The sequence below is a fragment of the Pseudomonas sp. NY11955 genome, assembly GCF_048068035.1.
GTDB lineage: Bacteria > Pseudomonadota > Gammaproteobacteria > Pseudomonadales > Pseudomonadaceae > Aquipseudomonas.
On record NZ_JBLUPS010000030.1, the window covers coordinates 1 to 17,741 of the forward strand.

The following is a 17,741-nucleotide window of genomic DNA, read 5'->3' on the forward strand; positions in this document are numbered from 1 at the left end:
AGAGCAAGAGCAAGAGCAAGAGCAAGAGCAAGAGCAAGAGCAAGAGCAAGAGCAAGAGCAAGAGCAAGAGCAAGAGCAAGAGCAAGAGCAAGAGCAAGAGCAAGAGCAAGAGCAAGATCAAGATCAAGATCAAGAGCTACGGCTGTGGCTATGGCTGCGGACAGAATCACAGTTTACTGCAGGCGCTGCAGTGCAGCCGAGGTGCCGACCGGCGGATTGTAAGCACCGGAAGCAAATTCGCACCCATTTGCAGTTGCTCCACGCGACGTGGCGCCTTAGACTGCCGCCCCCTGTAAAAGAGTGCCGGTTGGCGCTTGAAGAATTCCGCTGCCGATGCCAAGGCCTCGGCGGCACATGAATCGCCCAAATGCACATTTTTTCATAGAGAAATCGATGACCAAGGAACAGTTGCTGGCCATGTCGGCCGATGACTACATGAATGCCGACCAGCTGGCCTTCTTCACTGAGCTGCTGCAGGCGATGAAAGTCGAAACCCATGCACGCATCGAGCTCAGCCGCACCACCATCGAAGGCCTGGACACCCCGTCGGACCCTGCCGACGTAGCCTCGGTCGAGGAAGAGCGTAGCTGGCTGGTAAATGCCATCGACCGCGACCAACGCCTGCTGCCACAGCTGGAAATGGCCCTGGACCGCATTTCCGACGAAAGCTTCGGTTGGTGCGATGACAGTGGTGAGCCAATCGGCCTGAAGCGCCTGCTGATCAGCCCGACCACCAAGTACTGCATCGAAGCCCAGGAACGCCACGAGCAGCTCGACCGCCACCAGCGCCAGGTATAAACCCGCGCGCGGTGCAAAGCCCCTCGGAGCAATCCCTGGGGCTTTTTGTGCTTCTTGTTGGCACCTTTTGTTGCGCCATAAGCAACACTGCTGTGCCAGCATGCGCTGTTTTCTCGCCACAGCCAGGCGTATCATGGCCTTATCGTTAGGGTGCTAATTAAATTCCGGAGGGAATGATGAATAGCCGAGTCGATGTGGCCGTGATGATTGGTTCTGGTGTACCGGCTACCTTGCAGGCGCTGGGCAAGCGCATCTGCTGGGTGGTGCTGGTCAATGGCGAACGCCGTGGCACCGCGTTCGCCACGCGTGAAGAAGCGCTGGAGTGCCAGGCTGCCTGGCAGCAGCAATTGAAGAAAGGGCTGGCTGCCTGAAAATGTTCATTGCCCCTCGACGGGTTTCGGTGTTTTCGGGCATATTTGTCCTACAGTAATGCGCACATGGATGCCAAGGCTTGTCTTCTTGCAGGCTCACTCCTAGGGTTGCGTTTTCTGGCGAGTGATCTCAGGCATCACGCTTCCCAGGCCGTGAATGAGCCAAACGCCTTCGGTTGAGGGCGAATCTGGCAAACCAGAGTAAAGATTCCTGCGCGCTGCATCGTCAGCGGGCACAGACATTTCGTATATCGCTTTATTACTCTTTTCGCCTATCGATAAGAAATGGCCGTGCCTCCCCGAGCTTGGGTGAGGGCGGGTTGTAACCGGTTGAGGATTACTTCATTGGCAGTCAGCACACTTGATACTCACGCGTTGTTCGCCCTGGGCGACTTGCGCGGTAAATTGGCTCACCTGTTCCAGGGCCGCTTCATCTATGTCACCGAACAGAATCCCGAAGGCCTGTACATGGCCGAAATCGACACCGAAAGTGCACTGGTGGTCGATGACAAGCAGCGCCTTGAACTGAAAGTCGGTGACCACTTCCGCGCTGCGGTACTGCCCAGCCGCGAAGGTGGCAAGCTGGAAATGCGCTTTCGTGAAATCAAGTTGAATGTGTATGGCGTGGGCGATTACGCCTTCGTCTCGGTGCCCGAAGGTGAGGGCATCGTGTTTCGTGAAGGCCATGGCGTGATGTTGGTGTTCGCCGCACAGCAACAAGTGCAGGAAGGCCTGGGCAAGTTGCTCAAGGCAGTGACCGGCAAAGTTGCCAAATGGCGCAAAGGTGAACTGACCACTTTCAAGGCCAGTGAATGACAGACGTCGACGGCGCGCCTGCCTCGCGGGCCGAGTTCCATCGGCAGCACCAGGAAAATGCCGTGGCCGAGGCCGAACGTTTGCTGGCCAGGCGTGAGGAGCTGCAAGGCGCCTGGTTGAACTGGGTGGCGGCCGAGCTCTATCGCCTCAGCCCACCGCCTTATGCCGCCATGGTGCGACGCGAGCTGCAGCGCCTCAGCCAGGGCTGAGGCCACAACCCTCAGTTACCACGGTCGCGGCCGCTGCTGACCTCTTCAGGTACCGGCTCTTTCGACATGCGTTTGCGAAACAACGCCGCCCGTGCAAGCAACAGCGTGGTTACCGGCACGGTGATCGACAGCAGGATCGGAATCAGCCAGGCGTGCAGTACGAGTGCGTCCTTGAGCCACGAGAAATAGATGATCGAGGCCAGTGCAACGCACCAGGCGCCAATGGTCGAGGCCAGCGCTGGCGGGTGCATTCGCTGGAAGTAGTCTTTCAGGCGTACCAGGCCTATCGCACCGATCAAGGCGAACAGGCTACCGGTCAGCAGCAGCACGGCGGTGACCAGTTCCAGCCAGAACGGCAGTACCAGGTTTTCAGTCATTCGATCACCTCACCGCGCAGCAGGAACTTGGCCAGGGCAAACGAGCCGACGAAGCCGAACAGCGCAATCAGCAGGGCACCTTCGAAGTAGGTGTCACTGGCATAGCGGATACCCAGCACCAGCATGGTCAGCATGGCCAGGATGTACAGGTAGTCCAGCGCCAGCACTCGGTCCTGGGCGGAAGGGCCACGGAACAGCCGGATCAGTGCCAGGCCCATGGCCAGGGCGAAGATGAACAGGCTGGCGAGGACAGCACTGGCGAGCAGGCCTGTCATTGGAAAATCTCCATCAGCGGGCGTTCGTAGGTGTCCTTGAAATGCTGGATGAAGGCCGCTTCATCCTCCAGCTCGAACACGTGCAGCAGCAGCACGCTGCGGTCCAGCGCCAGTTCGGACCAGACTGTGCCAGGCACTACCGTGGTGATCATCGACAGCGCTGCCAGGCCATGGGGGTCGCGCAGGGCCAATGGGATGTGCACGAATGCCGAGCGCGGCGGTTGCTTGCTGGCACGCAACACACCTCGCGCCACCAGCAGGTTGGAGGTGATCACATCCAGGCCAACCCGACCGATCAGCCGTGCGATGACCAGTGGCCGCCTTACGTGGGCATGCTGCGGGCGCAGTGGCGCCATCAGCAGCGGCGCCAGTATGCCAAGTGCTGCACCCAGCAGCAGGTTGCCAGGGCTGACCGAAAGGTTCAGCAGCAGCCACAGGCCGAACAGCGAGATCGATAGCAGTGGGGCAGGGAAGAGTCGATTCATGGCTGCACCTGTGCGTCGAGCGAGGTAGGGCCAGGAATCGGCCGGGCGGCCATTACGGCTTCGATATAGGCATCTGGGGCCTGCAAACTGGCAGCTGTGTCCTGGGTGTAGCGCAGCAACGGTTCGGCTTTGAAGCTGAGGATGATGCACAGGCCGAGCAGGATGACGATCGGCAGGCACTCATAGCGGCGCAGTACCGGTGACGGGCGCTCTTCGGGTTTCCAGAAACGCTGGATGCCGACCCGGCCGAAGGCGATCAGCGAGGCCATGCCGGACAGGATCAGCAAGGCTACAAGGCCCCAACCGGCTGAACTCAGCGGCTGCTCGGCGGGCACGCCGAGCCCCAATGGATTGAACAGCGCACTGATCAAGTTGAGCTTGGCGACAAAGCCCGACAGCGGTGGCATGCCGATGATCAGCAGCGCGCAGGCGATGAAACTGAGGCCGAGGAAGGCCATGGTCCACGGGATGATCTGGCCGATTACCGCCTTCTGATCATCGTCGAGGTTGATGCCCTTGGGCGGGTGCAACGACTCCAGCGGTGGGGGCATGGCGTCCTCTTCTTCATCCAGCGGCGCTTCATTGGCCGAGCGCGAACGTTCGACCAGTTCAGCGAGCAGGAACAGGGCGCACAGCGCAAGGGTCGAATTGACCAGATAGAACAACGCCGCGCCGGTCAGCGCCGACTGGGCAAAGCCGACAGCGCCGAGCAGGGTGCCGGCCGAGACCAGGATGCTGAGGGCCGCCATGCGCTCCAGGCGCTGTGCAGCCAGGATCGATACGGCTGCCACCGCCAGGGTGACCAGGCCGCCGTACACCAGCCATTCGCCACCGAAATGCGCCGAAGCCCCGGCCTGCCCGGAGAACAGCAACGTCCACAGGCGCAGCACGGCGTACAGGCCGACCTTGGTCATGATGGCGAACAGCGCAGCCACCGGGGCGCTGGCCGAAGCGTAGGCGGGTACCAGCCAGAAGTTCAGTGGCCAGATACCGGCCTTGACCAGGAAGGCCATGGCCAGGATTGCCGCGCCGGCATGCAGCAGGCCACGGTCGGCTTCCGGGACCAGCGGAATCTTCAGCGCCAGGTCGGCCATGTTCAGAGTGCCGGTTACCCCGTACAGCATTGCTGCGCCGATCAGGAACAACGACGAAGCGAACAGGTTGATGGCGATGTAGTGCAGGCCGGCACGCACCCGCGCGCGCCCCGAGCCATGCAGCAGCAAGCCATACGAGGCGGCGAGCAGCACTTCGAAGAACACGAACAGGTTGAACAGGTCGGCAGTGAGGAAGGCCCCATACAGGCCCATCAGCTGGATCTGGAACAGCGCATGGAAGCTGGCCCCGGCACCGTCCCAGCGGGCACGGGCGAACAGCAGCGCGCTGAAGCCGATGACACCGGTCAGGGTCAGCAATAGCGCGGACAGGTGGTCTACCACCAGCACGATACCGAATGGCGCTGGCCAATTGCCTGGCAGGTAAACGCCGATCGACTCTGCCTGGCCCTGGGTGCGCACCCAAAGCAGCAGGCAGACCGCGATGGCCAGGCCAGCGAAGGTTGACAGCAGGTTCAGCCGGGCCTTGATTTGCCTGTGCTTTTCACCCAGCAGCAACATCACCGCCGCCGTGATCAGCGGCAGCAGGATGGGTGCGACGATCAGTTGACTCATACCACTCATTCGTCACGCTCCCGGCCATCCACATGGTCGGTACCGGTCAGGCCGCGTGAGGCCAGCAGCACCACCAGAAAAAGTGCGGTCATGGCGAAGCTGATGACGATGGCGGTAAGCACCAGTGCCTGCGGCAGAGGGTCGGTATAGTGCAGCAGATCCTGGGTGACGCCGTCCTTGATGATCGGCTCCTTGCCGATGAACAGGCTGCCCATGCTGAAAATGAACAGGTTGACCCCGTACGACAGCAGGCACAGGCCCATGATCACCTGGTAGGTACGTGGGCGCAGGATCAGCCACACCCCCGAGGCGGCCAGCACGCCGATGGCGACTGCAATCACTTCTTCCATCAGGCGGCTCCTGCTTGGCTGGTTTTCGCCGGGTTGCCCGGGCGGTAAGCGCGCACCGACTGGTGCGCCAGGGCGGTGAGGATCAACAGGGTCGAGCCGACCACCACGGTGTACACGCCGACATCGAAGAACAGCGCGCTGGCCACGTGCACGTCACCCAGCACCGGCAGGTGCAGGTGGGCGGTATGGGTGGTGAGGAATGGATAGCCAAGCAGCATGGCGCCGACCCCGGTCAGGGTCGCGCACAGCAGCCCGGTGCCCATCCAGCGCAGTGGCCTCAGGCTCATCTGTGCCTCGACCCACTGGGTGCCAGCCACCATGTACTGCAGGATGAACGCCACCGACATCACCAGGCCGGCGACAAAGCCGCCGCCTGGCTGGTTGTGCCCGCGCATGAACAGGTACATCGAGACCAGCAAGGCGATCGGCAGCAGCAGGCGTACCAGTACCGCTGGCACCATCATGAAGCCCAGTGCAGTGTCGGTGGCATGCCGTGGGTTGATCAGGTCGGTGACCACGTCGGGCGCCAGCTGACGCTGTTGCGCCGGCAGCTGCATGCTCTCCTTCGGCGGGCGGAAGCGCCGCAGCAGGGCGAACACGGTCAGCGCCACGGCCACCAGCACGGTGATTTCACCCAGGGTATCGAAGCCGCGGAAGTCGACCAGCATGACATTGACCACATTGGTACCACCGCCTTGGGGTAGCGCCCGGCTCAGGTAGAACGAGGAAATGTCGTTGGGCGTCGGCCGGGTCAGCATGGCATACGACAGCACGGCCATGCCGCCACCCACCAGTACCGCCAGCAGCAGGTCGCGCAGGCGCCGCATGCGCGCGCGCTCCAGGCTGCCCGGTAGTGGTGACACGCCTTCGATACGCCGTGGCAACCAGCGCAGACCGAGCAGTATCAGCACCGTGGTGACCACTTCCACCACCAGCTGCGTCAAGGCCAGGTCGGGCGCGGAGAACCAGACGAAGGTGATGCAGGTCATCAGGCCGCAAACGCTGACCATGATCAGTGCCGCCAGGCGATGGTACTTGGCCTGGTAGGCGGCGCCGATGGCGCAGGCAATAGCGATCAGCCACAGGGCGACGAACACGCCAGAGCCCGGAATCTTCGGCCGGTCGCCCCAGCTCACGCCGCTATAGAGCATGGGCGTGAGGCCCGCGAGGAACGCGGCGACCACCAGCATGAACAGTTGCGACTGCAGGCGACGGGTGGTGAACAGGCGTTCGATGCGACGCGCCAGCAGCATCAGGTGAGCCTGGCCGTGTTCGAACAGGCGCTTGCCGTTGAAACGCTCGATCAGCGGTGGGTAGGGGAAGCGGCCTAGGCGCAGTTGCTTGCTTAGCAGCAAGTACAGGACGATGCCGCCGCTCATGGCCACCAGGCTCATGATCAGCGGTGCGTTCCAGCCATGCCAGATAGCCAGGCTGTACTCCGGCAGGGTGCCGCCCACTACGGGCAGGGCCGCGGCTGCCAGCAGCGGGCCGACCGACTGGGCAGGGAAGATGCCCACGACCAGACAGGTGAGCACCAGCAGCTCCACCGGCGCACGCATCCAGCGTGGCGGCTCGTGCGGGGTATGGGGCAGGTCCTGGGCCGTCGGCCCGAAGAACACATCGACGGTGAAGCGCAGGGCATAAGCCACGCTGAAGGTCCCGGCCAGGGTGGCGATCACTGGCAATGTTGCTTCGACCCAGGCGGTGGAGCTGATGAATACGGTTTCGGCGAAGAACATTTCCTTCGACAGAAAACCGTTCATCAGCGGTACACCGGCCATCGAGGCGCTGGCCACCATGGCCAGCGTGGCGGTGTACGGTACCAGACGGATCAGGCCACTGAGGCGGCGGATGTCTCGGGTACCGCTCTCGTGGTCGATGATGCCGGCTGCCATGAACAGCGACGCCTTGAAGGTGGCATGGTTAAGAATGTGGAACACGGCGGCAACGGCAGCCAGCGGGCTGTTCAGGCCTAGCAGCAGGGTAATCAGGCCCAGGTGGCTGATGGTCGAATAGGCCAGCAGGCCCTTGAGGTCGTTCTGGAACATGGCGGCGAAAGCGCCGAGCAGTAGGGTGAGGGCGCCGGCACCGCCGACGATCCAGAACCACTCTTCGCTGCCCGACAGCACGGGCCAGAAGCGCGCCAGCAGAAACACGCCGGCCTTGACCATGGTGGCGGAGTGCAAATAGGCCGATACCGGGGTGGGCGCCGCCATGGCATGGGGCAGCCAGAAATGGAAGGGGAACTGTGCGCTTTTGCTCAGGGCGCCGATGAGGATCAGGGGCAGCAGCACGGGGTACAGCGCATGCTGGCGGATGGTGTCGCCGGCAGCCAGGACCTTGTCCAGGTCGTAGCTGCCCACCACATGGCCGAGCAGCAGGGCCCCGACCAGCAGGCACAAGCCGCCCGCGCCGGTCACCATCAGTGCCATGTAGGCGCCGCGGCGAGCGTCGGCGCGGTGGTGCCAGTAGCCAATCAGCAGGAACGAGAACAGGCTGGTCAGCTCCCAGAAGAACACCAGCTGGATCAGGTTGCCGGAAATCACCAGACCGAGCATGGCGCCCATGAAGGCCAGGAAGAAGGCAAAGAAGCGCGGTACCGGGTCTTGCGGCGACATGTAGTAGCGGGCATATAGCGACACCAGCGTACCAATGCCCAGCACCAGCAACGAGAACAGCCAGGCAAAGCCGTCCATGCGCAGCACCAGGTTCAACCCCAGGCTGGGTAGCCACAGGAATTCTTCGCGGATGACGCCACCGTGGGCAACCTGAGGGTACAGCAGTGCTACCTGGACGGTACCGACCAGGGCTACGAGCCCGGCAAGAATGGACTCGGCGTTACGTGCGTTGTGCGGCAGCACGGCTGCCAGGCAACTGCCCACGAACGGCAGAAGCAATAGCACTATCAATGACATAGCGGCCTATTCTGGAGAAGTTTGCAAAGATCATACGTGCCGAGTGAGTGATCACCAACACGCAAGCTGTCGCAGAATCCTACAAACAGGCTGTGACAAGCTGTTTTTTTATAACAGTTTTTTACAGAGCATAGTCGTAGTTGGCGGCTTTACAGCCCTGCCTGGTGTTCGCCGGCGTTCTCTTCGTCCCGTGCAGCGTCGACTTCGCGCGGGCGGCGTACCTTGAGTTCGCTGACCACCACCGCGATCACGATCAGCAGGCCGCCGAGCAGTGCCACGCCCGGCAGACGCTCGCCGGCGAGGCGCCCGACGATGCCGGCCCACACCGGTTCACCGGCATAGATGAGGGTGGCGCGGGTGGGGGAAACCGACTTTTGCGCCCAGTTCATTGCCACCTGGATCACTGCGCTCATGGCGCCCAGGCCTACCGCGCTGGCCAGCAGCAACCAGGAGAAGTCGGGGATGCGCTCCTGGGTCGGCACGATCATCAGGAACGCCAGCAGCGAAGCGGTCGCCAGTTGCACCACGGTGACCCGTCGCACATCGACCTGCCCGGCGTAGCGGCTGATGAGGATGATCTCGCCGGCGATGGCCACGGCGCTGACCAAGGTGACCAGTTCGCCCTCGCTGAAGTGCAGGCTGCCGCCTTCCGGCCCGGCCAGCAGCATCAGGCCGACGAATGCCAGGCAGATACCGATGCTGGGCATCAGCCCAGGTCGGCGGCCCAGCACCAACCACTGCAGCAGCGGCACGAACGGCACATACAGCGCGGTAATGAACGCTGACTGGCTGCTACTGATGGTTTGCAGGCCCATGGTCTGCAAGCCGTAGCCGAGCATGATCGACACACCGATCAGCATGCCGGCCTTCAGTTCGGTAAAGGTCAGCCCGGGCAGCGCTCGCGCCGAGACCACGCCAACGAACAGCGCGGCTGCAGCAAAGCGCAGGCCAACGAAGAACATCGGGCCGCTGACGGTCATGACGTTATGCACCAGCAGGAAGGTGCCGCCCCACAACATGGTGATGAACACCAGCACCAGTTCGGCCTTGCTCAGGCGAAAGGTAACGGCGGGTGTCGGCTTGCTGCTGGGCTGGCTCATGGTCTTGCATACTCGGAGGGAGGCAGCGCACAATCGCCGCAAAGTGGGCAGTATACTGCGCAAACTTGACCAGTGAGCAATATAGTGCACAAAGATTCTTCGCACCGAGCATCGGTGCTGCAACATGTCAGCCTCAATGTACGCAGCCTGCGCAATGCCGTCGGCATGAGCCAGACGGCGCTTGCCGAACGCTCCGGAGTCAGCCGGCGTATGCTGGTGGCAATCGAAGCGGGCGAGAAGAATGTCAGCTTGACCACCCTCGACCTGATCGCTGAAGCCTTGGGCGTGGCCTTCAGTACCCTGATCCAGGCGCCGGACCTGCGCGACCCTGGGCGTATCGAAGAATTGGCCTGGGCAGGTGAACATCAACAGAGCCGGGCGGTGTTGCTTGGCACCAGCCCGGCGCGGCGCGAGGTGGAGCTTTGGGAATGGACCTTGGCACCAGGCGAGTGCTATTGCAGTGAAGCCGATGCCGAAGGCTGGAGCGAGCAGATCTATGTGGCTGAAGGGCAGCTGACACTGATTATCGAAGGTGTCGAGCATCGTTTGCAGGTGGGGCAGTTCCACGTGTTCCCCAGCAACTGCCGGTATGCCTACCGCAACGATGGTGCGGTGGCTGTGCGTTTTGTGCGCAACGTGGTGATTTGAAACAACTGTCTTGCTTGCACCATCACCCAGCCTACCGCGTCACCCTGCCCAAAAATCTCGGGCCGATCAGCCTTTCAGCAGCTCATCGGTCTTCACCACCTTGGCATAGGCAAACGCCAACGCCGCCATCGCCGAGTCATGCACCTGCGCCGCTGGCACCTGTTTGCCGTCGAACTCCAGCGGCAGGGTCGCGCAGGCATCGTGTGCCACGGTCACCGCATAGCCCAGGTCGGCCGCGGCGCGGGTAGCCGCGTCGATGCACATGTGGCTCATGCTGCCGACGATGGTCAGGGCTTCGACGCCATGGCGGTCCAGCGTGTGCTCAAGGTCAGTGCCGAGGAACGCGTTGACCTTGTGCTTGAGCACCACTGGCTCGCCTGCCACCGGCTCGGCCTTGGCGTGGATCGCCGCGCCCTGCGAACCGGGGGCGAAAAATGGCGCATCGGCGCTGTCGAACTCATGCCGCACGTGCACCACCAGGTCGCCGCGCTGGCGCGCTGCCGCCAGCAGGCGGGCAGCGTTGTCGGCCGCCTGGTCGGCGCCATCGAGGGTCCACTTGCCGCCCGGGAAGTAGTCGTTCTGGATGTCGATGATGATCAGCGCCTGCTTGCTCATGCTGCCTCCTGTGGCAGTAGTCGTTGGGAGACGATAGTTATAGGCTGTGTGCACTGACCTGAGGATTGGCGCGAACGACACTATGCGGGCAAAAACTGACACCCCAGCCAGCCTGGACATCGGCCTGCTGCTGTACCCCGGCGTACAGCGCGCCGCCGTGTATGGTCTGGCCGATCTGTTCCTGGTGGCGAACCGGGTTGCGGCCGAGCTGGGGGCCGCCGAGCTGCCAAAAATTTGCGTCAGTTTTTGGCAGGTGGACGCGCTGGGGCAGTTGCTGCCTGCTCCGGATAGCCCGGTTGTTGCCGAGCGGGGCCTGCGCGTACTGATCGTTCCACCGAGCCTGGAATCGGCTCCGCAAGCCGAGCTGCTGGAGCGTCACCGTGCGTCTCTGTGCCAACTGCATGGGCAGGGTACGGTGCTGGCGTCGGTGTGCATCGGGGTGTTTTTCATTGCCGCCAGCGGCCTGCTCGACGGGCGTCCAGCTTGCACGCACTGGAACTATGTGCAAGCGCTTGCCCAGCGCTTCCCCAAGGTTCGGGTAGAGTCCCAGCAGCCGTTGCTGGATGACGGCGACATCGTGACCTCGGCAGGGCTCATGGCCTGGACCGACTTGGGCTTGCGCCTGCTGGAACGCTTTCTGGGGGCTACAGTGGCACGGGAGACCGCCCGCTACCTGGCCGTCGATCCAGTGGCGGCACTGCTGCCCGGGGCTGTATTCAACCCGCGCCTGGACCACGGCGACGAGGCCGTGTTGAAAGTGCAACACTGGCTGCAGGGTAATGGCGGGCAGGATGCCGACCTGGCCGCGATGGCTGCCTGTGCCGGGCTGGAGGAGCGGACCTTCTTGCGGCGCTTTCGCGCTGCTACCGGCCTGCGTCCGACCGAGTACTGCCAGCAGGTGAGGGTAGGGCGCGCGTGCCGTTTGCTGGAGTTTACCCGGCGCAATGTCGAACAGATTGCCTGGGGTGTCGGTTACCAGGATCCGGGCGCGTTTCGCAAGGTGTTCCAGCGTGTCACCGGCCTTACCCCGAGCGACTATCGGCGGCGTTTTGCGGTATCCGGGTAGGGCAGGAAGAAACCACTTGACCTTGACTTTGCTTGAGGTTTTACCCTGCTCGGCATCGCGCTGCATACGCCCGTAGCCAGGAGACCGTCGATGTCGGCAAACCCCCATGCTTTATGGTTCACCCAAATGATCGAGTACGAAGTGCCGAGCCAGTACCAGCACGTATTGGCTCAGGCCTTGGTGGCGCGTAGCGAAGTGCTGGCGGCGTGTTGCGAGGGGTTGCAGGGTGTGAGCATCCAGGCCAGCGACGATGGCAGCCGGGTGTTGCAGTACCTGCAATGGCAGTCGCGCCAGGCTTGGGCGGCGGCGGCGGTGTACTTCGTCGAGGAATCGTTCCTCGAACTGCTGGGCCAGCATCAGGCGCGTGGCGTCAACTTCGCTGCCTACCAGACCCTGCGCAGCCTGGTGCGCGGGGCCGATGGCGGGCTGCATTGCCAGGTGGGTGGGCCTCAGGCATACCAGGGCGCATAGTGTGGGTAACGGTCCAGGCGGGCACCGATGACCATTTCGCTGATCCAGGCTGCCAGGATCGAGCTGTAGGCTTTCTGGCTCTCTTCGCTGGACAGGGCGTGGTCGGCCCCGTCGACGATGCGATGGGTGAGCGAATGGGCGCTGACGAACGCCGAGCGGTAGCTCATCAGTGTGCTGTGCGGCACGTAGTCGTCCTGCTCGGACTCCACCAGCAACACATCTCCGCCGAATTCGGCACAGGCGGCCAACGCGCGGTTGTCTGACGGGCCGAGCGGGCGCTGGCGGTAGGCGTTCAGGCGCTGGCGGTCGAGGGTTTGCTTGGGGCTGCCCCAGTCGTCGTCCCAATACATGGCCGGTACCCGCAGGGCCAGCCATCTGACTGAGCGTTCGCGGGTCAGCAGGGTAGCCAGGTAACCCCCATAGCTGCTGCCGATGATGGCGATGGCGCTGCTGTCGACGGCCGGGTGGCTGACCAGTCGATCGTAAGCCACCAGCAAGTCCTGCAGGTTTTGCTCACGGGTGACCGTGAGGCGCTGGCTTTCGGTCTTTTCATGGCCGCGCAGGTCGAAGGTCATGCATACGCAGCCCAGCCCGGTAATGTGCCGGGCGCGTGCCAGGTCACGCTGCTGGCTGCCGCCCCAGCCGTGGACGAATAGTATGCCCGGCATCCTGCAGCCGGGGCTGACCAGGGTCCCGGCGATGCGATCATTTTCGACCTGCAGTTCAACGGTTTCACTCTGAATGGCCATGTTCGCGAATCCGCGCAAATTTGCTGAGTTGTCCGAGTTCACTGTCGATTCCTTGGTAGAAGAGGGTGGCGTCTGTGGGCAGGTCGGGAGTGCCGAACACTTCATGAGTGGAGGCCCGTACCCGCTGCAATGCCGGGTCGTCGGCAAACGCCTTCAGGGCCAGCAACTCGGCACTGCTGGCACCGCCCAGGCGCCAGGATTGTTCGAGTACGCCGCTGCGCAGGTGGCCTTGCGAATCGAGACCGCGGGCGATGTCGTAGTTTCGCCGGGAGGCAATGAAACCAGGAAAGTGTTGCTCGGCGGCCTGCTCGTAGGTGATGGCCTGGTTGATAGCCAGGCGCAGGTGGTCTTCCAGCGGGAGTTGAAGTAGCACCTGGTAGTCGCCACGTACCACCACCAGGTCGGAACCACCGTACACCTCGGTGCCCTGATGGTCATGGGTCAGTTGCTGGGTGCCGTGATAGCTGCAGGTCAGGCCGGCGACGCGCACTTGGCCGACGCTGAAGGTTTGCACATCGCTCAGGTCTTCTTCGAGTACCAGTCCCCACAGTGCCAGCTGCTGCTCATCCATGCCCGCCAGCAGGGGCTCCAGTGCGTTCGTCGTGGTGATGACCTGCTGCCCGCGGCCTGCGCAGGCCAGTACGGGCTTGACTCGCAGGGGGCCGTCGAGCAGCAGCAGTTGTGCGGCGGTGCGCGCATCGGCTTTGCTGAACACGGTATAGCCGCGCAGCAAAGCGTCGCTTGCCTGCCGGGCGAATTCATCGGTCCAGCCAGGCGGGAAGCTGGCCCCGGCCGGCAAAGGGTGGGAAATCGCCTTGGTCGCCATATAGGGATGGTCGACCAGTCCGCCAAACAGATCCTGCTCGCTGCGGATACCCAAGGCGGCATGCCGTTTTGAGCCGACCAGGGTTTCGGTAGGCAGGTAGTAGTAGCCATTGGCGGCGGTGGGTGCATGGGCGGGCGCTACGTGTTGGCAGCCCAACAGCCCGGCCAGGCCGTCGGCAAGCTTGAGGTGCACGGCATGCTCATGGTCGGGCGTGTGTTCGCGGGTGTCGAGCAGCACCACGCCGGCTTTCGGTTCGCTGGCACTGGGCATGGTCAATTGCCTGTGTGCAATGAATGTACTGTGTGTGAAGCCGGTGTCGTGGGGAAGTTCAGCGCAACGTGATCGGTGGTTCTGTTGTAGGAAGCGTCCTGATTACGCTGGGGCGATTGCAGGGCTTTGGTGGCTGTTCCATTATCGGCATATTGGATCAACCACGATGTAGCCGCAGGAGAGCGCATGAACGTCCAGACCACCCTTGAGCAAAGCGTGCCACAGCGACTGGCGCACGTGCGCCAGGCCATGGCGGCAGGGGGCATCGATGCCTTGCTGGTACCCTCGGCCGACCCCCATCTTTCCGAATACTTGCCCGGTTATTGGCAGGGGCGCCAGTGGCTGTCGGGGTTCCATGGCTCGGTTGGTACGTTGGTGGTCACCTCTGGGTTCGCCGGGTTGTGGGTCGATAGCCGCTATTGGGAGCAGGCGGAGTACGAACTGGCGGGCAGCGGCATCGAGTTGATGAAACTGCTGCCGGGCAAACCCGGGGCGCTGGAGTGGCTGGGCGATAACATCGAGGCTAACCGTAGCGTCGCGGTGGATGGGGCGGTCATGGCCCTGGCGTCGGCGCGCCAGCTGGGTGAGCGGCTGAAGGCATATGGGGCGCGGCTGGTGACCGACAAGGACCTGCTGGGCCAGGTTTGGGACGGGCGCCCGGGGCTGCCAGCCAACCCGGTGTACCAGCACTTGCCGCCGCACGCCACGGTGAACCGGGCGGAAAAGCTGGCGCAGTTGCGCCACGGCATCCAGGCCAAAGGGGCCGACTGGCACTTTATCGCTACACTCGATGACATCGCCTGGTTGTTCAACCTGCGCGGTAGTGATGTTTCCTATAACCCGGTATTCCTGGCCTTTGCCCTGATCAACCCGCAGCAGGCGATCCTGTTCGTGGGCCAGGATAAGGTCGACGCGCACCTGCGCCAGGTGCTGGAGGTCGACGGCATCGAGGTGCGCGACTACAGCGAGGCAGGCAAGGCGTTAGGCGCCATTCCTGCCGGTGAGCGGCTGCTGGTGGATCCGGCTCGGGTTACCTGCGGCCTACTGGACAACTTGGCGGCAGAGGTCATGCTGGTCGAGGGGCTCAACCCCACCACCCTGAGCAAGTCCTGCAAAAGTGACGATGACCTGGTGCATATCCGCCAGGTCATGGAGCAGGATGGCGCAGCCCTGTGCGAATTCTTCGCCTGGTTCGAGGCCAACCTCGGCCAGGAGGTTATTACCGAGCTCACGGTTGACGAGCAATTGAGTGCCGCGCGTGCCCGGCGCGCGAACTTCGTGTCGCTGAGTTTTTCGACCATTGCCGCCTTCAATGGCAATGGCGCCATGCCGCATTACCGTGCCACCGAGCAGTCGCATGCGCACATCGAGGGTGATGGGTTGCTGCTGATCGACTCGGGCGGGCAATACTTGGGTGGCACCACCGACATCACCCGTATGGTGCCAGTCGGTAACCCCAGTCGCGAACAGAAACAGGATTGCACCCGGGTACTCAAGGGTATGATCGCCCTGTCGCGCGCCACCTTCCCGCGAGGGGTGCTGTCGCCGTTGCTCGATGCCATTGCCCGAGCACCGATTTGGGCTGACCAGGTCGACTATGGCCACGGTACCGGGCACGGAGTGGGTTACTTCATGAACGTGCACGAAGGTCCGCAAGTGATTGCCTATCAGGCGGCACCTGCACCGCAGACGGCGATGCAAACAGGCATGATCAGCTCGATCGAGCCAGGTACATACCGCCCTGGGCAGTGGGGTGTACGCATCGAGAACCTGGTGGTGAACCGCGATGCTGGCAAGAGTGCTTTCGGCGACTTTCTGCGCTTCGAGACCTTGACGCTGTGCCCGATCGATACCCGTTGCCTGCTGCCCGAGCTGCTAACCCGGGAGGAGGTAGAGTGGCTGAACGGCTATCACGCCAACGTGCGCGAGCGCCTTGCACCGCTACTCGAGGGGAGCGCGCTGGCCTGGCTGGAAGCGCGTACCGCACCGTTGTAAGGGCAAATGAAAAAGGGCAGCTTGCGAGCTGCCCTTTTCTCTATTTGCAGATGACGATCATGCTGCGGCTGGTGTAACCCGCCGGGTTGATGCCGAACAAGTAGTCACCGGCTTCTTCATCGCTATCGCCCGAACGGGCAATGACCCGGTAACCGCGCGTGCTGCAGGAGCTTGCGGCCTTGCTGTAGCAATTGTCCCACGAAGAGGAAAGGCCGGAGCAGTTGATATGCAGGCCTTTCTTACCCCTCTTGACCTCTGTCTTGGCTGTGGCGGCACATCCAGCAATAGCCAAGATGGCCAGGATGAGAAAAATACGTTTCATTCCTGTCCTTAAATGCAGGGCAGATCAATTGTCACGCCCTGTCGTTATCGCTTCGGTTCTTCCTGAAACTTCCCCAGCATCCGTGTTCGGTCCAGTAGATATCTTAAAGATGATGATTCTGTGACAGCTTAATCAGCGAGACGGGCCGCTACAATCACTAATCCTGTCTTAAATGAAAATATTTCTCATATCAGTCTGCCGCGATGGCCGGGCTGGCCTCCTTGCGCATGGACAGGGTAGTGCCGACCGATGCGGCAATGATTGCCAGAATCGCCAGCCACTGGGTAACCGTCAGTACCTCGCCGAGGAACAGCAGGCCGGACAATGCGCCAAATGCCGGTTCGATGCTCATCAGGGTGCCGAACGTGCGCGCAGGGATGCGCGTGAGGGCAACCATTTCCAGGCTGTAGGGCAAGGCGGTGGACAGCACTGCAACAGCCAGGGCTATGGGGATCAGGGCAGGCGTGAGCAGTGCGCTACCCGCGTGAGCGATACCGATGGGGGCGACGAACAGGGCAGCGACTACCACCCCTAGGGCTGCACTTTGGATGCCGTGCTCGGCCCCGGCACGTTGCCCGAACAGGATGTATAGGGCCCAGCACACCCCTGCGCCCAGCGCATAGGCGGCGCCCAGTGGGTCGAGCGCCTGGCCACTGTGGCCCGCCGGCAGCAACAGCAGCAGGCCAGCGATGGCCAGGGCAATCCACAGGAAATCGATCGGGCGGCGCGAAGAGAAGATTGCCACGGCCAGTGGGCCGGTGAACTCCAGGGCCACGGCAATACCGATCGGCACCGTTTGCAGGGCCATATAGAAGAGGAAGTTCATACCGCCCAGCGCCATGCCGTAGATGATCACGTTGCGCCATGTGTTGGCGGTCATGCGTACCCGCCACGGGCGCAATATAAGCAGCATAATGATGCTGGCGAAGATCAGGCGCAGGGTGGTGGTGCCTTGTGCGCCGATGATGGGGAACATGCTCTTGGCCAGGGAGGCACCGGACTGAATCGATGCCATGGCAATAAGCAGCAGACCGATCGGGAAGAGGGTGGCGGCCAGGCTGCGGGGCTGGGTGTTCATTTAGGTGCGGCGATCCTTGGATGGGTGGCTGGTGAGCAATATAGTGCGCAATTGGTGAGGCGCGTGGTAGCCCTGAAGCGATTGCGGTAGAAATATTTCAAATCATTGAAATTAAAGGTTGACCTCGCTGAAGAGCGCCCTATAATGCGCACCACTCCAACGCGGTAGCGAAGTAAAGCTAGCCACCCTGTTGGGTCAAGTGTTTGAAGCTAAACGAGTTTCTCGCAAAAAACTTCAAAATAAACGCTTGACAGGCTCAGAGGAAAGCGTAGAATGCGCGCCTCGGTTGAGACGAAAAGCTCTTAACCAAACGCTCTTTAACAAATCGAATCAAGCAA

Annotated in this window: 21 protein-coding genes; 9 read left to right on the plus strand and 12 right to left on the minus strand. The window is 62.3% G+C overall.

Translation table 11 applies throughout. The features are described 5' to 3' along the window. From ACNFBR_RS28790 to ACNFBR_RS28810, 5 genes are all read left to right on the plus strand, one after another. Positions 1 to 296 (plus strand): hypothetical protein (locus ACNFBR_RS28790; RefSeq protein ID WP_416737832.1); only part of this gene is annotated, 296 nt, incomplete at its 5' end. A 97-nt stretch (positions 297 to 393) separates the two neighbouring features. Beyond that, complete coding sequence (locus tag ACNFBR_RS28795; RefSeq protein ID WP_416737833.1) at positions 394 to 798, plus strand: TraR/DksA family transcriptional regulator; 405 nt, start codon at positions 394 to 396, stop codon at positions 796 to 798. A 176-nt stretch (positions 799 to 974) separates the two neighbouring features. Then, a complete protein-coding gene (locus ACNFBR_RS28800; RefSeq protein ID WP_012271507.1) occupies positions 975 to 1,169 on the plus strand; it encodes a hypothetical protein in 195 nt (64 codons plus the stop codon). A 345-nt stretch (positions 1,170 to 1,514) separates the two neighbouring features. Beyond that, the gene (locus tag ACNFBR_RS28805; protein ID WP_416737834.1) at positions 1,515 to 1,985 is read left to right on the plus strand and encodes a hypothetical protein; all 471 of its coding nucleotides are present in this window, start codon (positions 1,515 to 1,517) and stop codon (positions 1,983 to 1,985) included. Beyond that, positions 1,982 to 2,194, plus strand: a complete 213-nt coding sequence (locus ACNFBR_RS28810; RefSeq protein WP_416737835.1) for a hypothetical protein — start codon at positions 1,982 to 1,984, stop codon at positions 2,192 to 2,194. The genes ACNFBR_RS28805 and ACNFBR_RS28810 overlap by 4 nt, the downstream gene beginning before the upstream one ends. Before the next feature lie 11 nt (positions 2,195 to 2,205). Here the strand turns inward: ACNFBR_RS28810 and ACNFBR_RS28815 are convergent, their stop codons facing one another. The 7 genes from ACNFBR_RS28815 to ACNFBR_RS28845 all read right to left on the minus strand — a co-directional run bounded on the left by ACNFBR_RS28815 (position 2,206) and on the right by ACNFBR_RS28845 (position 9,363). Then, complete coding sequence (locus ACNFBR_RS28815; RefSeq protein ID WP_416737836.1) at positions 2,206 to 2,571, minus strand: Na+/H+ antiporter subunit G; 366 nt, start codon at positions 2,569 to 2,571, stop codon at positions 2,206 to 2,208. Beyond that, positions 2,568 to 2,846, minus strand: coding sequence for a K+/H+ antiporter subunit F (locus ACNFBR_RS28820; protein WP_416737837.1), 279 nt, complete (start codon positions 2,844 to 2,846; stop codon positions 2,568 to 2,570). Before ACNFBR_RS28820 ends, ACNFBR_RS28815 begins: the two co-directional genes overlap by 4 nt. Further along, positions 2,843 to 3,331 carry a Na+/H+ antiporter subunit E gene (locus tag ACNFBR_RS28825; protein ID WP_416737838.1) on the minus strand — a complete coding sequence of 163 codons (489 nt, stop codon included), beginning with the start codon at positions 3,329 to 3,331 and terminating at the stop codon, positions 2,843 to 2,845. The genes ACNFBR_RS28820 and ACNFBR_RS28825 overlap by 4 nt, the downstream gene beginning before the upstream one ends. Further along, complete coding sequence (locus ACNFBR_RS28830) at positions 3,328 to 5,007, minus strand: monovalent cation/H+ antiporter subunit D (protein WP_416737839.1); 1,680 nt, start codon at positions 5,005 to 5,007, stop codon at positions 3,328 to 3,330. Before ACNFBR_RS28830 ends, ACNFBR_RS28825 begins: the two co-directional genes overlap by 4 nt. After that, positions 5,004 to 5,348 (minus strand): Na+/H+ antiporter subunit C, encoded by a 345-nt coding sequence (locus ACNFBR_RS28835; RefSeq protein ID WP_003250128.1) that lies wholly within the window; start codon positions 5,346 to 5,348, stop codon positions 5,004 to 5,006. Before ACNFBR_RS28835 ends, ACNFBR_RS28830 begins: the two co-directional genes overlap by 4 nt. Continuing rightward, complete coding sequence (locus ACNFBR_RS28840) at positions 5,348 to 8,263, minus strand: monovalent cation/H+ antiporter subunit A (protein WP_416737840.1); 2,916 nt, start codon at positions 8,261 to 8,263, stop codon at positions 5,348 to 5,350. Before ACNFBR_RS28840 ends, ACNFBR_RS28835 begins: the two co-directional genes overlap by 1 nt. 149 nt (positions 8,264 to 8,412) lie before the next feature. After that, positions 8,413 to 9,363, minus strand: coding sequence for a DMT family transporter (locus tag ACNFBR_RS28845; RefSeq protein WP_416737841.1), 951 nt, complete (start codon positions 9,361 to 9,363; stop codon positions 8,413 to 8,415). An 84-nt stretch (positions 9,364 to 9,447) separates the two neighbouring features. On the opposite strand from ACNFBR_RS28845, the gene ACNFBR_RS28850 reads away from it, so the two are divergent. Next, positions 9,448 to 10,011 carry a helix-turn-helix domain-containing protein gene (locus tag ACNFBR_RS28850; RefSeq protein WP_416737842.1) on the plus strand — a complete coding sequence of 188 codons (564 nt, stop codon included), beginning with the start codon at positions 9,448 to 9,450 and terminating at the stop codon, positions 10,009 to 10,011. Positions 10,012 to 10,077: 66 nt separating this feature from the next. Here ACNFBR_RS28850 and ACNFBR_RS28855 read toward each other — a convergent pair whose 3' ends face one another. Next, entirely contained in the window at positions 10,078 to 10,626 is a 549-nt protein-coding gene (locus ACNFBR_RS28855; RefSeq protein WP_416737843.1) for a cysteine hydrolase family protein, read from the minus strand. An 82-nt stretch (positions 10,627 to 10,708) separates the two neighbouring features. On the opposite strand from ACNFBR_RS28855, the gene ACNFBR_RS28860 reads away from it, so the two are divergent. Both ACNFBR_RS28860 and ACNFBR_RS28865 read left to right on the plus strand, forming a co-directional pair. Further along, positions 10,709 to 11,692, plus strand: a complete 984-nt coding sequence (locus ACNFBR_RS28860) for a GlxA family transcriptional regulator (protein ID WP_416737844.1) — start codon at positions 10,709 to 10,711, stop codon at positions 11,690 to 11,692. A gap of 90 nt (positions 11,693 to 11,782) precedes the next feature. Continuing rightward, positions 11,783 to 12,163, plus strand: coding sequence for an antibiotic biosynthesis monooxygenase (locus tag ACNFBR_RS28865; protein WP_416737845.1), 381 nt, complete (start codon positions 11,783 to 11,785; stop codon positions 12,161 to 12,163). Here ACNFBR_RS28865 and ACNFBR_RS28870 read toward each other — a convergent pair. Together ACNFBR_RS28870 and ACNFBR_RS28875 are read right to left on the minus strand one after the other, a co-directional pair. Continuing rightward, positions 12,142 to 12,912 (minus strand): alpha/beta hydrolase family protein, encoded by a 771-nt coding sequence (locus ACNFBR_RS28870; RefSeq protein ID WP_416737846.1) that lies wholly within the window; start codon positions 12,910 to 12,912, stop codon positions 12,142 to 12,144. The genes ACNFBR_RS28865 and ACNFBR_RS28870 overlap by 22 nt on opposite strands. Next, on the minus strand, positions 12,896 to 14,014 hold the full coding sequence (locus ACNFBR_RS28875) for a DUF3182 family protein (RefSeq protein WP_416737847.1): 1,119 nt from the start codon (positions 14,012 to 14,014) through the stop codon (positions 12,896 to 12,898). The genes ACNFBR_RS28870 and ACNFBR_RS28875 overlap by 17 nt, the downstream gene beginning before the upstream one ends. Before the next feature lie 180 nt (positions 14,015 to 14,194). On the opposite strand from ACNFBR_RS28875, the gene ACNFBR_RS28880 reads away from it, so the two are divergent. After that, entirely contained in the window at positions 14,195 to 16,003 is a 1,809-nt protein-coding gene (locus ACNFBR_RS28880; RefSeq protein WP_416737848.1) for an aminopeptidase P family protein, read from the plus strand. Between the two features lie 40 nt (positions 16,004 to 16,043). Here the strand turns inward: ACNFBR_RS28880 and ACNFBR_RS28885 are convergent, their stop codons facing one another. Continuing rightward, on the minus strand, positions 16,044 to 16,325 hold the full coding sequence (locus ACNFBR_RS28885; RefSeq protein ID WP_016714998.1) for a hypothetical protein: 282 nt from the start codon (positions 16,323 to 16,325) through the stop codon (positions 16,044 to 16,046). A gap of 190 nt (positions 16,326 to 16,515) precedes the next feature. Then, positions 16,516 to 17,403 (minus strand): threonine/homoserine exporter RhtA, encoded by an 888-nt coding sequence (gene rhtA, locus ACNFBR_RS28890; RefSeq protein WP_416737849.1) that lies wholly within the window; start codon positions 17,401 to 17,403, stop codon positions 16,516 to 16,518. Positions 17,404 to 17,741 lie beyond the last annotated feature (338 nt).

Bases quoted from the DNA above. Each gene is read 5' to 3' on its own strand.
- ACNFBR_RS28795 (WP_416737833.1), top strand. From the start codon at position 394: ATGACCAAGGAACAGTTGCTGGCCATGTCGGCCGATGACTACATGAAT.
- ACNFBR_RS28800 (WP_012271507.1), top strand. From the start codon at position 975: ATGAATAGCCGAGTCGATGTGGCCGTGATGATTGGTTCTGGTGTACCG.
- ACNFBR_RS28810 (WP_416737835.1), top strand. From the start codon at position 1,982: ATGACAGACGTCGACGGCGCGCCTGCCTCGCGGGCCGAGTTCCATCGG.
- ACNFBR_RS28815 (WP_416737836.1), bottom strand. From the start codon at position 2,571: ATGACTGAAAACCTGGTACTGCCGTTCTGGCTGGAACTGGTCACCGCC.
- ACNFBR_RS28820 (WP_416737837.1), bottom strand. From the start codon at position 2,846: ATGACAGGCCTGCTCGCCAGTGCTGTCCTCGCCAGCCTGTTCATCTTC.
- ACNFBR_RS28825 (WP_416737838.1), bottom strand. From the start codon at position 3,331: ATGAATCGACTCTTCCCTGCCCCACTGCTATCGATCTCGCTGTTCGGC.
- ACNFBR_RS28830 (WP_416737839.1), bottom strand. From the start codon at position 5,007: ATGAGTGGTATGAGTCAACTGATCGTCGCACCCATCCTGCTGCCGCTG.
- ACNFBR_RS28835 (WP_003250128.1), bottom strand. From the start codon at position 5,348: ATGGAAGAAGTGATTGCAGTCGCCATCGGCGTGCTGGCCGCCTCGGGG.
- ACNFBR_RS28840 (WP_416737840.1), bottom strand. From the start codon at position 8,263: ATGTCATTGATAGTGCTATTGCTTCTGCCGTTCGTGGGCAGTTGCCTG.
- ACNFBR_RS28845 (WP_416737841.1), bottom strand. From the start codon at position 9,363: ATGAGCCAGCCCAGCAGCAAGCCGACACCCGCCGTTACCTTTCGCCTG.
- ACNFBR_RS28855 (WP_416737843.1), bottom strand. From the start codon at position 10,626: ATGAGCAAGCAGGCGCTGATCATCATCGACATCCAGAACGACTACTTC.
- ACNFBR_RS28860 (WP_416737844.1), top strand. From the start codon at position 10,709: ATGCGGGCAAAAACTGACACCCCAGCCAGCCTGGACATCGGCCTGCTG.
- ACNFBR_RS28865 (WP_416737845.1), top strand. From the start codon at position 11,783: ATGTCGGCAAACCCCCATGCTTTATGGTTCACCCAAATGATCGAGTAC.
- ACNFBR_RS28870 (WP_416737846.1), bottom strand. From the start codon at position 12,912: ATGGCCATTCAGAGTGAAACCGTTGAACTGCAGGTCGAAAATGATCGC.
- ACNFBR_RS28880 (WP_416737848.1), top strand. From the start codon at position 14,195: ATGAACGTCCAGACCACCCTTGAGCAAAGCGTGCCACAGCGACTGGCG.
- ACNFBR_RS28885 (WP_016714998.1), bottom strand. From the start codon at position 16,325: ATGAAACGTATTTTTCTCATCCTGGCCATCTTGGCTATTGCTGGATGT.
- rhtA (WP_416737849.1), bottom strand. From the start codon at position 17,403: ATGAACACCCAGCCCCGCAGCCTGGCCGCCACCCTCTTCCCGATCGGT.